Here is a 13,182-nt window from a genome sequence, read left to right as displayed (position 1 = left end):
TACTATTAACACCAAGCGACACTTTTTTGATTAAAAAAGTAGCTGCACCGATAGTCATATAAGCTTAGTACAGTTCTTTGAGCTTACGAGTAAGGGTGTTTCTCCCCCATCCCAATACTTTGGCTGCGTCCTGTTTGTGACCATTGGTATGTTTGAGTGCAGCCTCCAGCAGTATCCGTTCAAACTCAGGAAGAGCATAAGTGAGTAATTCTTTTTCTCCTGAATCAAGTGCACATTTTGCCCAATTAGCGAGCAGTTGTTGCCAGTTATCTCCAGATCCTGAAGTGGTCACTGTTTTCTCTTCCAACAGCTCCGGTGGCAGATCTGAAGGGAGTATTTCACTACCGCTGGCCATGACGGTGAGCCAACGGCAAATGTTTTCAAGCTGACGAACATTACCGGGCCAATTCAGCTGATTCAGTTTTAAAACCGTCTCAGGATGCAGTGTCTTCACTTCCACCCCGAGCTCTTCAGCGGCTGAAGCTAGGAAGTGATGAGTGAGCTTTTCTATGTCTTGCTTACGTTCGCGCAGTGCAGGGATATGAATTCGAATAACATTGAGTCGGTGGAAAAGGTCTTCACGGAAGCCACCTTCATGCACTAATCGTTCAAGATCTTGGTGGGTTGCCGCCACGATACGAACGTCGACCTTAACCGCAGAGTGGCCACCCACGCGATAAAACTGACCATCAGAAAGCACACGCAGTAAGCGAGTTTGAATGTCGAGTGGCATATCACCAATTTCATCAAGAAATAACGTGCCACCGTTAGCCTGTTCAAAACGTCCTTGGCGAACACTATTTGCGCCAGTAAAGGCACCTTTCTCATGACCAAATAGCTCCGACTCGATGAGATCTTTGGGGATTGCGGCCATGTTAAGAGCGATAAAGGGGTTCTTTGCTCTAGGGCTGTGGCGGTGTAAGGCATGTGCGACCAGTTCTTTACCGGTACCCGATTCACCATTGATGAGAACAGAAATAGATGAACGCGATAGTCGCCCTATGGCACGGAAAACTTCCTGCATCGCCGGTGCTTCACCGATGATTTCGGGTGCGTTAGTCTCTTCGACCACCTCGCTGGCTTGTTCTCGCTTCTGTTCTTGGCTGTGTGCGATGGCTCGCTCTACCAAAGTAAGCGTTTCATCGATATCAAACGGCTTAGGCAGATACTCAAAAGCGCCTTTCTGATAAGCGTTTACCGCAGCATCAAGGTCGGAGTGTGCGGTCATGATGATCACTGGCAGGTCGGGGGAGCGCTGATGAACTTGATGTAACAGCTCAATCCCGTCAATGCCGGGCATTCGAATATCAGACACCAGAACGTCTGGTGTTTCGCGCTCAAGAGCGAGCAATACGCTCTCTGCATCAGCAAATGTTTCACACTTAATATCCGCAGATGACAGTGTTTTCTCTACGACCCAGCGTATAGAACTGTCGTCATCGACGACCCAAACGTATCCCTTACTCATAATTCAATTCCTTTGCAGCCAAATCTATTGTGATAATCATTGTTGTTTTTATTGTTCGGTATTTGTTGTTGCCGATGAAACGTTGTTTCCAGTGGGAAACAAGATTTCGCCTATATCGGCAAATAAATCGTGAATGTGGTATTACCCGGCCAACTCTCAACATCAATTTTCCCATTGTGCTGATCGATGAGGTTTTGAGATATCGATAACCCAAGCCCTGTGCCACCCTCTCGTCCGCTGACCATGGGGTAAAACAGGGTGTCTTTTAACTCGTCGGGAATGCCTGGGCCGTTATCGCTGATCTCAATGCGAGCAGCGAGCTTATGTCGCTGCCCATGAATGTTTGCTTGATGCACTGTTCTGGTGCGAATGGTGATTTTCCCTGATTCCTGGGCTTTTAAAATCTGTGCGGCATTACTCACGATATTGAGCATAGCTTGCTCAACTTGCGCAGAGTCCATCAAAATATCAGGTAGGCTTGGATCGTAGTCTCGTTCGATAGCGAGCGTTGAACCCGATTCGAGCTCTACCAACTGTCGGACTTTTTCTAGAATCTGGTGAAGGTTCTCTTCTGACTTAGTTCCCGGCTTTTGCGGGCCAAGAAGCCTATCCACTAGGGCTCTCAGGCGGTCTGCTTGCTCAATAATGATCTGCGTATACTCATTCAGAGATTGATCAGGGAGCATCTTTCCAAGCAGCTGCGCGGCTCCTCGCAAACCACCTAAAGGGTTCTTAATTTCATGCGCTAACCCGCGCACCAGTAACTTCGCCGCTTGTTGTTGCGCGTGTTGGTTGAGCTCTTGGCTGAGTCGTCTTTGTTGGTCTATCTTACGCATCTCAACCAATAACAACGTCTCACGCTGCCAAGAAATTGGGCTAACCGTTACCTCAAGCATTAATGGGCGGTTGTCTACGACAAAGGTAACGTCACTGTCGGTAATACTCTGGCCGCTTTGTAGTGGTTGAGTGAGCAGTGCTAAGTCGAGAGAGGCGTGCTGGATAAGTTGGCTCAATGGATGATCAACGATGCGTCGTGCGCTCTGTGAAAAGAGCTGTTCAGCCGCCGGGTTGGCGTATCGGACATACAGTTGCTCATCGAGCATCAATGTCGAGGTCACCATATTGTCGAGAATGGCGCTGGAAAGATGATCTGTATCTATACTGTCGCTTTTGGCTGATCGATTCACTGTTTCGTCCTTGAACTGGTGTTTTATCGCTGCACCAAGTTGGTGCGAAGCTAAGTTCAAGTATGGCGCATATCAATCAGAAGCTAAAGGTAATTCATTAGGGTCGCTGAAAGCTGCTTCGATTCGGTGAAAAGTAGAGGTAATCTCGTCTCTTTTTGCACATTGGCCTACTTGATCGTCGCTCGATGTAAATACACGGTGACTGGACTAGTAGATGCAATAAGCTTGCCGCTTCTATGTGCTTGAATGGCAATGGTGTGTGTGCCTCGTTCTATGTCTTTGAGTTGCCAATTCGCTTGAGTCTGCGGGGCGCCATAGCGACGTCCATCGAGCATCAATTGCAACTGCTCTCCAATACCGAGTTTGCGGTTAAGATCTATCTGAACAGGGATTAAGCCGAGGTTGCTACGGATGGTTTGATCATGAACTGGATTTAGCATGGTGAGTGTTAATTGAGTTGGTGCCTCGCGTTCTGTAGTTTTTGGTTGAGTTTGAGCTGGCGTTGCCGTTTTAGTTGCAGATGAAGCTGCAGCGTCAACGGGTGTCGAGTTTTCAAATTTAGGCGCGGGCGCAGAAGCTTGTACGTCAGGTAAGTGAAGGGACTTGGCACTTTGACTGGTAGGAGTATCACTAAAGTGGAGCACACCATCTTCATCTACCCAAGTATATACCGTTTGAGCAGTGCATGAGAGTGCGACGGTTAACCCGATTAAGAACAGTATATTTTTCATATGTTTAGGCTCTTTCCACCGCAGGTGGTTTGATGTTTGGCGTTGATTGTATTGTGTTTGGTAGAAGGCATGTTACGAAGAAGAAGAGGGGGGGAGAATAGAAAAAAGGCCCACCTGCGAGGCGAGCCTAATATTTTTTAGTAGTTCTTACATGTTGCAGTGGATTTCACCTGTTAGGGTAAGGGCTGCAGCACTTCCAACTGAGGATTAAACTGAGTAGTACAATTCAAATTCAAGTGGGTGTGTCGCCATGTTCACGCGCTGTACATCGTCAGATTTCAGAGTGATGTATGAATCGATGAAGTCATCAGAGAATACGCCACCAGCGGTTAGGAATTCACGGTCTTCGTTAAGCGCAGCTAGAGCTTCTTGTAGTGATTCTGCAACTGTTGGGATTTCAGCCGCTTCTTCTGCAGGAAGGTCGTATAGATCTTTATCCATCGCTTCGCCTGGGTGAATCTTGTTCTTAATACCGTCAAGGCCAGCCATCAGCATTGCTGAGTAACATAGGTATGGGTTAGCAGCTGGGTCACCAAAACGTAGCTCGATACGGCGAGCTTTAGGGCTTGGTACTACTGGGATACGGATAGAAGCAGAACGGTTACGTGCTGAGTAAGCAAGCATTACCGGAGCTTCAAAACCAGGTACAAGACGCTTGTACGAGTTCGTTGATGGGTTAGCAAATGCGTTGATTGCACGAGCGTGTTTGATTACACCACCGATGTAGTAAAGCGCCATTTCAGATAGGCCGCCGTACTTATCACCCGCAAACAGGTTAACGCCGTCTTTTGCTAGAGATTGGTGAACGTGCATACCAGAACCGTTATCACCAACGAGTGGCTTAGGCATGAATGTCGCTGTTTTACCAAATGCGTGAGCAACGTTGTGCACAACGTACTTGTAGATTTGAGTCTCATCGGCTTTTGTTGTTAGCGTGTTGAAGCGAGTTGCGATTTCGTTTTGACCCGCAGTTGCTACTTCGTGGTGGTGAGCTTCAACGACTAGGCCCATCTCTTCCATTACTAGACACATTGCTGAACGGATGTCTTGAGATGAATCTACAGGAGCGACTGGGAAGTAACCGCCTTTAACGCCAGGACGGTGACCTTTGTTACCGCCTTCGATGTCAGAACCTGTGTTCCAAGCTGCTTCTACGTCATCAATCTTGAAGAAAGAACCCGACATATCGTTTGAGAACTTAACGTCGTCAAATAGGAAGAATTCTGGCTCTGGACCAACTAGAACTGTGTCTGCGATACCTGTAGAACGTAGGTACTCTTCAGAACGTTTAGCGATAGAGCGTGGGTCACGGTCGTAGCCTTGCATTGTTGCAGGCTCAAGAATGTCACAACGGATGTTTAGTGTTGCGTCTTCTGTGAATGGGTCCAGTACAGCAGAGGCTGCGTCTGGCATCATTACCATGTCAGATTCGTTAATGCCTTTCCAACCAGCTACTGAAGAGCCGTCAAACATTTTGCCTTCTTCGAAGAAGTCTGCATCAACTTGGTGAGAAGGAATAGAGATGTGCTGCTCTTTACCTTTTGTATCAGTAAAACGTAAGTCGATAAATTTAACTTCGTTCTCTTGGATCAGGGATAGTACATTTTCTACTGACATCTTGGATAACCTCCAGTGTTATTAATTCGGTATTAGCTCGATTCGGTTGAAACTAGCATTGATTAATGTCTATAAGTGCATTAATCGATGCTGATTTATCTAAAGCCAAAAACGTGCCAAAAAAATTATTCCATTAATTTCAACGGTTTACTTGTTTGTCTGTGTTGTTCATTTTAATTTTTGCACCAAAATGATCCTCCATTGCACTTTATTGGTGCAGTTGTTTGCCTGTGCACCAATATATGACATATGAGAGCACCATTCAGCAATGAATTGCTTAAGTTGTCAATCCACTTTTATGGTTTTGCCAGAGATTTAGCTCGCAGCTCACGTGCGATGTTTTTTTAGAGCTCTGCGAATTTAGCTGTGCAGCACCGTACTGGCTCAAAGTTAGCGGATATGAATCGCTAACTAAGAAAAAAGCTTTGGTTCAGATCACATATTTCTAGGTTTTTGTCTAGAATCTGGTATATTATTGACCGTTTTTTAAATCAAGCTAGCGGTTATTATCCAAACTTTTGAGATAACTGACGGCTACTTTTATGAGTGAATCGAGAATCCATGTCTACTCCACAGATTGATAAGTTAAGAAATATCGCGATCATCGCGCACGTTGACCACGGTAAAACGACTTTGGTTGATAAACTGCTACAACAGTCAGGCACTCTTGAGTCTCGTGGTGAAGCTGAAGAGCGTGTCATGGATTCGAATGACATCGAAAAAGAGCGTGGCATTACCATTCTTGCTAAAAACACAGCAATTAACTGGAATGATTACCGCATCAACATCGTAGATACTCCGGGACACGCGGACTTCGGTGGTGAAGTTGAGCGTATCATGTCTATGGTTGATTCTGTTCTGCTTATCGTTGACGCAGTTGATGGCCCAATGCCTCAAACTCGTTTCGTAACGCAAAAAGCATTCGCACACGGTCTTAAGCCAATCGTTGTAATCAACAAGATTGACCGCCCAGGCGCTCGTCCTGATTGGGTTATGGATCAAGTATTCGACCTTTTCGACAACCTAGGTGCTACCGATGAGCAACTGGACTTCACCGTTGTTTACGCTTCAGCTCTAAACGGTTGGGCAACAATGGAAGAAGGCGAAGTTGGTACAGACATGGAACCATTGTTCCAAGCGGTTGTTGATACAGTAGACGCGCCTGCCGTTGACCTTGACGGTTCTCTACAGATGCAAATTTCGCAACTTGATTACAGCGCTTACGTCGGTGTTATCGGTGTTGCTCGTGTTACACGTGGTTCTGTTAAGCCAAACCAACAAGTAACTATCGTTGGTTCTGACGGTAAGAAACGTAACGGTAAAGTCGGTACAGTTCTAGGTTACCTAGGCCTTGACCGTCACGAAGTTGAACAAGCGAATGCTGGTGACATCATTGCGATTACTGGCCTTGGTGAGCTGAAAATTTCAGACACTATCTGTGACGTAAACAATGTTGAAGCGATGGAAGCTCTGTCTGTTGATGAACCAACAGTAACAATGACGTTCCAAGTAAACACTTCTCCGTTCGCGGGTAAAGAAGGTAAGTTTGTTACTTCACGTAATATCCTTGAGCGTCTAGAAAAAGAACTCGTACACAACGTTGCACTACGTGTTGAAGAAACTGACAGTCCAGACCGTTTCCGTGTATCAGGTCGTGGTGAGCTTCACCTATCTATCCTTATCGAAAACATGCGTCGTGAAGGTTTTGAGCTAGCAGTATCTCGTCCAGAAGTAATCATTAAAGAAGAAAATGGCCAGAAAATGGAACCGTTTGAAACGGTGACTATCGATGTACTTGAAGAGCACCAAGGTGCAATCATGGAAAGCATCGGTCTGCGTAAAGGTGAGCTAACGGATATGGCTCCAGATGGTAAAGGCCGTGTTCGCATGGACTTCATGATGCCTTCTCGTGGTCTTATCGGTTTCCAAACTGAATTCCTAACAATGACGTCTGGTTCTGGTCTTATCTACCACTCATACGATCACTACGGCCCTTACAAAGGCGGTATCATTGGTCAGCGTAATAATGGTGTTCTTATCTCGAACGCAACGGGTAAAGCTCTGACTTACGCACTATTCTTCCTTCAAGCTCGTGGTCGTCTATTCACAGAGCACGCGGATGAAGTTTATGAAGGTCAAATCATCGGTATTCACAACCGTTCAAACGACCTGACAGTAAACTGTCTGAAAGGTAAGCAACTAACGAACGTTCGTGCATCTGGTACTGATGAAGCACAAGTTCTTTCTCCACCGATCAAGCACACTCTAGAGCAAGCTCTTGAGTTTATCGATGAAGATGAGCTAGTAGAAGTAACGCCACTAAACGTACGTATCCGTAAGAAGCTTCTTACTGAAAACGAACGTAAGCGCGCTTCTCGCCCAGCTAAAGACTAATTGTCTGCAGGCGAGTTAGTTTAGAGCTAACTATACGTTTTAGTTAAAAAAGCCCCGAGTAGCGACTATGCTGCTCGGGGCTTTTGTTTTGTGTGGCATTAGCATAGATACGGGTAAACGAGATGCGAGATACGAAGGGCGTTCAAGTATTCGTTATCCTCAAGCGGGAGGAGTGGTTGCGTTGGGGGGCTAATTTTTGATACCTAGGTGGTTTTTAACAAATAAAACACGCGCTTCTACTGACATAAACGGCACTTCAACCACCTCATAACCAAGCTCTTGGTAGATTGTTACTAGCGCGTGGTGAATCTCTAGTGCTTCCTCAAAGGGATAAGGTCTAACATCATCCTGTACGTAAATCGACGCCTCAGGACGACAGAACAAGACTTGGGAGTGATAGCCTTTGCTGGCTTCTCGGTAAATCTCATTAATCTCAAGGTTAGCCTGAGTTAGGTAACCACAGATATCTGGGATCGCGCGATCGAGAAATGTAATTTGATGTTGATTAGCTTGTTCCTTCTGTTCACTCATCAACGTTAAACACAGGCGAGCAAATCCCGGTAAGTCTAGCCAAGGCAGGACTCCACCTTCAAGCTGACTTTGCTGTTCAATTAACTGGCGAGAGGATTCAGAAAAGATAGGGTAACCTTCGCAACCTAAGGCATTCACTAAGGTTGTTTTTCCGGCTCCGGGACCGCCAGTGATAATGATTGGGCTCATAACAAGTGACTACTTAACTTATATTGGCTAGCTTCAACTAGTATTATTTCTGTTTTAGCTGAGCTAGGAATTTATCTGATTCTGCTATCGCGGTATTCATCTGCTTTACCGCGTAAGCGATGTCTTTTTCTAAGCTCATAAACTCTCCTTGCAATGAACCTACGGCACTCGCATTGAGATTGTGTTTTAGATAAAGCGTGTTGTCGCGAAGGGTATTGAGTACTGGGTCCATTTTCTTCTCAGCGCGTTTCATTGCTGACAGCATCGTTTGGTAAGACGATTTAGTGTCTCGCAGTTTTTGTTCACTTGAGCTGCGCAGTGAGTCGCTGGTGTAGAGGTCTAGTTCGCTCTGCCACTCGGCGAACAGCGCATCGGATACGTCTTCAATGGCAGCGATGCGGTCACTGACATTTTGCGCGGCTTTCTCGCTGTCTTGGTATTTATCGTTGATTTGGTTGTACATATCTTCAAGGTCGCCACCACTGAAGTTAGTCAGGCTGCTGAGCGCCTCTAGCGCGCTGCTAAACTCTTCCTGAGCGTCCTGTTGTGACTCTTTCGCGTCTTCTACTCTATCAACCATAATATCGCGCTTGTGGTAGCCCACTTGCTCCATAGCGGAGTAATAAGCGGATTGACACCCAGTAAGCGTGAAAATAGAGAGGACTATAACGATTAAATAAGGCATCCTAGTTTCCTATAGTTAAATGACGGAATATTAATTAGGACTATGAACGAGTTACAAGAGGGTTACAAGTTGAAGATAAAAAACGCAATCACTGGAAGCATCCAGTTTTACCGCTATCTTCTCACGCGGATGGCACACGATAGAGTGAACGTAAATGCGGGCTATTTGGCTTACATTACTTTACTCTCGATCGTGCCGATGCTGACGGTTTTGCTCTCTACCTTGTCTTCGTTTTCAGTTTTTTCCGATGTCGGTCTGGTGATTCAAAACTTCATTATTACCAACTTTGTGCCTGCGTCAGGTGATGCGGTGAACAGTGCCTTGCTTGAGTTTGTCGCCAATACGGGCAAGATGACGGCGGTGGGCAGTGTGTTTTTGTTTATCGCAGCCTTGATGTTGATTTCCAATATAGATAAGAACCTGAACTACATTTGGCGTGTGACCGAAAAGCGACGTGCGGTGTTGTCTTTTTCTATGTATTGGATGGTATTAACGCTTGGACCTATTTTGGTAGGAGCGAGCATTGCTGTCACTTCTTATGTCACTTCCTTAAGTTTGTTGCAACATGACATCGTGTCTGACGCATTTAATACGGTCATTCGAAAGCTTCCTTTGATCATTTCCTTCTTAGCTTTCTTCGGTTTGTATCTGCTAGTGCCAAATAAAAAGGTACACTTTTCTCATGCGGCAGTTGGTTCTCTCGTGGCGGCTCTGTTGTTCGAACTCAGCAAGAAAGGCTTTGCGGCTTACATTACTCAGTTTCCGTCTTACCAGTTGATTTACGGTGCGCTAGCGGCGATTCCGATTCTCTTTGTTTGGATTTATTTGTGTTGGCTTATTGTGTTAGTCGGGGCTGAAGTGACCGCTGCGCTCGGTGAGCACGAACAGTGGAGTGGTTCGCAAGAAGTGGTACACTCGTCAGATAAAGACAAAATCACAGAGCAAGGAAACAACAGTGATAGCACTGATCCAGAGAGTAAGTGAAGCTGCCGTCCGTGTTGATGGCGAAGTCGTTGGGGAGATTGAGCAAGGCTTATTGGTGCTGTTAGGCGTAGAAAAAGGTGATGACGAAGCCAAAGCCAAACGTTTGATGGAACGAGTAACGACTTATCGTGTCTTTGGAGATGAAGACGATAAAATGAATCTAAACGTGAAGCAGGTAGAAGGTAAGGTATTGGTGGTGTCTCAATTCACTTTGCCAGCCGATACCAAGAAAGGGACACGAGCGGGTTTCTCTCGTGGTGCTCACCCAGAAGATGCTGAGCGTCTTTACAACTATTTCTCAGACCAATGTGAATCAGTGTTGCCAACGGAACGTGGCCGATTCGCAGCCGACATGAAAGTGTCGTTGGTTAATGATGGTCCAGTGACATTCTGGCTACAGGTTTAAGCTTAAAGGAATAAGCATGTTTAAACTCATAACTCCAACCACCGAAAATCAACTGAATAAGTATTACCATTTTCGATGGCAGATGCTGCGTGAGCCTTGGCGTATGCCCGTTGGCTCAGAGCGTGATGAATACGATCCTATGAGTCATCATCGTGTGATTGTGGATGGTCGAGGTCGTCCAATGGCGATTGGTCGCCTGTATATTACATCAGATCTAGAAGGTCAAATCCGCTACATGGCGGTGAAGAAATCTCGCCAAAGTAAAGGCATGGGCTCACTTATCTTGGTTGCGTTAGAGTCACTGGCACGTCAAGAAGGGGCCAAGCGTTTGGTGTGTAATGCACGTGAAGATGCGATCTCATTCTATGAGAAGAATGAATTTGAATGTCGCGGTGAGATTAGTGACCAACGTGGCCCCGTTCGTCATCAACAGATGGTTAAGCACCTTGACCCTATGGCTGACGTGCTTCGCAAACCAGAATGGTGTAATGAACTGCAGCAGCGTTGGGAGCATCAAATCCCAATCAGTGACAAAATGGGCATCAAGATCAACCAGTATACTGGCTATCAGTTTGAGTGTAGTGCTCAGTTGAACCCCAACCTCAATCCTCACAACACTATGTTTGCAGGTTCGGCCTTTACCTTAGCGACCTTAACGGGCTGGGGAATGACTTGGTTACTGATGAAAGAGCGAGGCCTTAGTGGTGATATTGTGCTGGCAGACAGTAATATTCGCTACCGTCACCCAGTCGAGCAAAATCCGGTTGCGGCGACATCTCTAGATGGGATAAGTGGTGACTTGGATCGCCTCGCTTCAGGCAGGAAGGCTCGTATTATTATTCATGTGACGATTCGCAGTGGCGATGTGGAAGCGGTGGAGTTTACGGGAACCTATATGCTGATCCCTGATTACAAAAAGATACTATCAACAGACACTAACGTGAGCGAGTAGCCCACACTTCGTACTCTGTTTATTTACCAATATATTGATTTAGTCAGATATTGATTGAAAGCGCTACTTCTGCGGAGTGGCGCTTTTTTGTTGGCAGTCATTTATCTCAGAATATTCAGCTTGGTCGATCTTTCCTGAGATTTGATGGCATTGGTCAGACAGAGTAATGGATAGCGTATGTCGCTCAGTTTTAAGCAAGTCGAGCTCTCCCTTTACCTCACCATTTAACGTTTGAACCCTTTGCGTACCTTTCTCGGCTGCGGATGCACCAATAATGTGCATTGGTTCGAGTGTGAAACGTCCACGGTCAAAATTCGCATTGAATTCTGGGATTTCAAACACGTTATCGGTCGATGCCTCAGAAAGCGTATCGTTAAAGGTCATCACCCCTTGGCGAACGCTACCGGTGAGTTGGCCAGTGGTTGAGTAGCCAAGCATTAACGAATCACCATATAAACCCGCAGCTTGAAGTTCGAACTCCCCGTAGCCTGTTGCATCGAGTGGTAACTCCAATGGTTGTAACATTAATGATATTGGTAATCCATCAGCCGAGATATCGACACTCCACGGCTTGCTGATTTGACTGAAGTCTAAGGTGGCGTTCGCTTCAATATAACCATGTTTCAATGGCATAAACAGGCGTGTTAACGTCCACTTTCCTTGTTTGCTATTCATCTCAATCACAGGCTGAGCACTGAGAATGTTTTGATAGCTCGCATCGTTGGCGCTTGCCAATAAATCTCCTTGCCACAAGCCTAGCTTTCTATCTTGTAACAGTTGGACTTGATGCCCTTCTACGTGCAGCCCTGATATCTGCCAGTAAGGTTTTTCTGCGAGCTGGATGAACTGGCTACGTTCTATGTTAAGTCGGTTAATTTCGACGTTCTGGAGTTGTGTCAGCCACGGTATTAGGCGTGCGGCTGGTAGGTGGTTATCTTGGCTTTCGGTAAGCCACTTGATGCCTTGCAGGTCGAGCTGTGCTAAGTCAATGGTATCAGGCGTCACCTTGCCATTGAGCTGAACACTGCCTTGAAGGAACTGAGTATAGAAGTCTTCAATCTGAATCCGGTTGGGCTCTAGGTTGAGTTTAAGGCTTGGCTCGATGAATTGGTCATTGTCTAAGGTGACGCCTTCAGCTTGTAGAGAAAAAATGGCGTTCTGTTGTTGCCACAATTCAAAAGGCAGCTGTATGTTTTCTAATGAGGCGTCAAAGGATGCTAGATGTCCGTCTGCCCATTCTAGGTCACTACGCAAAATATCTAAGCTGTTGATGTGATTGATCTGGATACCTGTCATATCCCATTGTTTGTTCAATAGGCTTTGGGTCTGTTTTTGGTTGAGTCGTAAACCATCGATCGTCACATTCACCAAAGACCAGTCATGTTGATATTGTTCTGCTTGACCGGAAACCTTAGCGTCACGCCAGTCAAATGAAGCGCCATAAAGAGTGCTGTCACTCGGCTTTAGTTCGAGGTCAATCAACAGGTTATCGAATGCTTCGTCTTGCCAATACAGTTGCGTGGCTGAGAGTTGGGTTTTTCCATAAGGTAATAACGAGTTGTGTCCGTCCCATACGGGGGCGGAGATCTGAAGATCAATACCTCGCGCATTAAAGTCTGGGGTCGAGAAATCTAGATTATTGATGGCCAACTGGTGAAGCTTGAGGTTTGGCTGCGTAAGTACCGATGTGAGGTTTTTTAAATCATCAACTTCTAACTGCAGACCGCTGATCAACACTGAATCCAAGACCAGTTTGGCTTGAACTATAGAACTAGGGCTAAACCATATACTGACTTTATCGATGTACAAAGGCGACTTTTTTGCAGGTCGGTTTTGGATAATACCCATCAAAGTGATGTGATAAGGCGCCTGATACTCAACATCTTCAATGAGTAGAGGTTGTTCAAGCGTATGTTTTATAAAAAAATTAGCAACATCAGCACGGTATTGAGTCTGCAGGCTTAATAATAACGCAGCGATAACCGCAACGGCGATAGCCAGCACAATACCGAATACCATGAATACCTTTTTCATTCCC

Annotated in this window: 11 protein-coding genes; 4 read left to right on the top strand and 7 right to left on the bottom strand. The window is 45.9% G+C overall.

Translation table 11 applies throughout. The features are described 5' to 3' along the window. Positions 1-64: 64 nt before the first annotated feature. The 4 genes from glnG to glnA all read right to left on the bottom strand — a co-directional run bounded on the left by glnG (position 65) and on the right by glnA (position 5,003). Positions 65-1,468, bottom strand: coding sequence for a nitrogen regulation protein NR(I) (gene glnG, locus OCV24_RS13585; protein WP_060466895.1), 1,404 nt, complete (start codon positions 1,466-1,468; stop codon positions 65-67). 110 nt (positions 1,469-1,578) lie between these two features. Further along, positions 1,579-2,655, bottom strand: a complete 1,077-nt coding sequence (gene glnL / locus OCV24_RS13580) for a nitrogen regulation protein NR(II) (RefSeq protein ID WP_029626872.1) — start codon at positions 2,653-2,655, stop codon at positions 1,579-1,581. Between the two features lie 167 nt (positions 2,656-2,822). Beyond that, positions 2,823-3,386, bottom strand: a complete 564-nt coding sequence (locus OCV24_RS13575) for a DUF4124 domain-containing protein (protein WP_017055591.1) — start codon at positions 3,384-3,386, stop codon at positions 2,823-2,825. Between the two features lie 207 nt (positions 3,387-3,593). Continuing rightward, positions 3,594-5,003 (bottom strand): glutamate--ammonia ligase, encoded by a 1,410-nt coding sequence (gene glnA / locus OCV24_RS13570; RefSeq protein ID WP_017055592.1) that lies wholly within the window; start codon positions 5,001-5,003, stop codon positions 3,594-3,596. A gap of 561 nt (positions 5,004-5,564) precedes the next feature. Between glnA and typA the strand changes: the two genes are divergently transcribed. After that, positions 5,565-7,397 carry a translational GTPase TypA gene (gene typA, locus OCV24_RS13565; protein WP_077679802.1) on the top strand — a complete coding sequence of 611 codons (1,833 nt, stop codon included), beginning with the start codon at positions 5,565-5,567 and terminating at the stop codon, positions 7,395-7,397. A 189-nt stretch (positions 7,398-7,586) separates the two neighbouring features. On the opposite strand, the gene OCV24_RS13560 is transcribed toward typA, so the two are convergent. After that, positions 7,587-8,117 carry an AAA family ATPase gene (locus OCV24_RS13560; protein WP_150879108.1) on the bottom strand — a complete coding sequence of 177 codons (531 nt, stop codon included), beginning with the start codon at positions 8,115-8,117 and terminating at the stop codon, positions 7,587-7,589. A gap of 43 nt (positions 8,118-8,160) precedes the next feature. After that, positions 8,161-8,802 carry a DUF2959 domain-containing protein gene (locus OCV24_RS13555; RefSeq protein WP_150879106.1) on the bottom strand — a complete coding sequence of 214 codons (642 nt, stop codon included), beginning with the start codon at positions 8,800-8,802 and terminating at the stop codon, positions 8,161-8,163. 42 nt (positions 8,803-8,844) lie between these two features. Between OCV24_RS13555 and OCV24_RS13550 the strand changes: the two genes are divergently transcribed. The 3 genes from OCV24_RS13550 to OCV24_RS13540 are packed head-to-tail and all read left to right on the top strand — an operon-like array spanning position 8,845 to position 11,144. Further along, positions 8,845-9,786, top strand: coding sequence for a virulence factor BrkB family protein (locus tag OCV24_RS13550; RefSeq protein WP_017055597.1), 942 nt, complete (start codon positions 8,845-8,847; stop codon positions 9,784-9,786). After that, positions 9,758-10,192, top strand: coding sequence for a D-aminoacyl-tRNA deacylase (gene dtd, locus OCV24_RS13545; protein WP_004735590.1), 435 nt, complete (start codon positions 9,758-9,760; stop codon positions 10,190-10,192). The genes OCV24_RS13550 and dtd overlap by 29 nt, the downstream gene beginning before the upstream one ends. A 16-nt stretch (positions 10,193-10,208) precedes the next feature. After that, positions 10,209-11,144, top strand: coding sequence for a bifunctional GNAT family N-acetyltransferase/hotdog fold thioesterase (locus OCV24_RS13540; RefSeq protein ID WP_017055598.1), 936 nt, complete (start codon positions 10,209-10,211; stop codon positions 11,142-11,144). A 63-nt stretch (positions 11,145-11,207) separates the two neighbouring features. Here OCV24_RS13540 and OCV24_RS13535 read toward each other — a convergent pair whose 3' ends face one another. Next, positions 11,208-13,178, bottom strand: a complete 1,971-nt coding sequence (locus OCV24_RS13535; protein ID WP_150879104.1) for an AsmA family protein — start codon at positions 13,176-13,178, stop codon at positions 11,208-11,210. Positions 13,179-13,182 lie beyond the last annotated feature (4 nt).

This window comes from Vibrio kanaloae, assembly GCF_024347535.1.
Taxonomy (GTDB): domain Bacteria; phylum Pseudomonadota; class Gammaproteobacteria; order Enterobacterales; family Vibrionaceae; genus Vibrio; species Vibrio kanaloae.
Note: the sequence above shows the minus strand (reverse complement) of the source record. Positions and strands in the feature narration are given on the sequence as shown.

What these genes read in the sequence shown, in the direction of transcription:
- glnG (WP_060466895.1), bottom strand. Translation starts at nt 1,468, where the DNA reads ATGAGTAAGGGATACGTTTGGGTCGTCGATGACGACAGTTCTATACGC.
- glnA (WP_017055592.1), bottom strand. Translation starts at nt 5,003, where the DNA reads ATGTCAGTAGAAAATGTACTATCCCTGATCCAAGAGAACGAAGTTAAA.
- OCV24_RS13555 (WP_150879106.1), bottom strand. Translation starts at nt 8,802, where the DNA reads ATGCCTTATTTAATCGTTATAGTCCTCTCTATTTTCACGCTTACTGGG.
- OCV24_RS13575 (WP_017055591.1), bottom strand. Translation starts at nt 3,386, where the DNA reads ATGAAAAATATACTGTTCTTAATCGGGTTAACCGTCGCACTCTCATGC.
- OCV24_RS13560 (WP_150879108.1), bottom strand. Translation starts at nt 8,117, where the DNA reads ATGAGCCCAATCATTATCACTGGCGGTCCCGGAGCCGGAAAAACAACC.
- typA (WP_077679802.1), top strand. Translation starts at nt 5,565, where the DNA reads ATGTCTACTCCACAGATTGATAAGTTAAGAAATATCGCGATCATCGCG.
- OCV24_RS13540 (WP_017055598.1), top strand. Translation starts at nt 10,209, where the DNA reads ATGTTTAAACTCATAACTCCAACCACCGAAAATCAACTGAATAAGTAT.
- OCV24_RS13550 (WP_017055597.1), top strand. Translation starts at nt 8,845, where the DNA reads ATGAACGAGTTACAAGAGGGTTACAAGTTGAAGATAAAAAACGCAATC.
- OCV24_RS13535 (WP_150879104.1), bottom strand. Translation starts at nt 13,178, where the DNA reads ATGAAAAAGGTATTCATGGTATTCGGTATTGTGCTGGCTATCGCCGTT.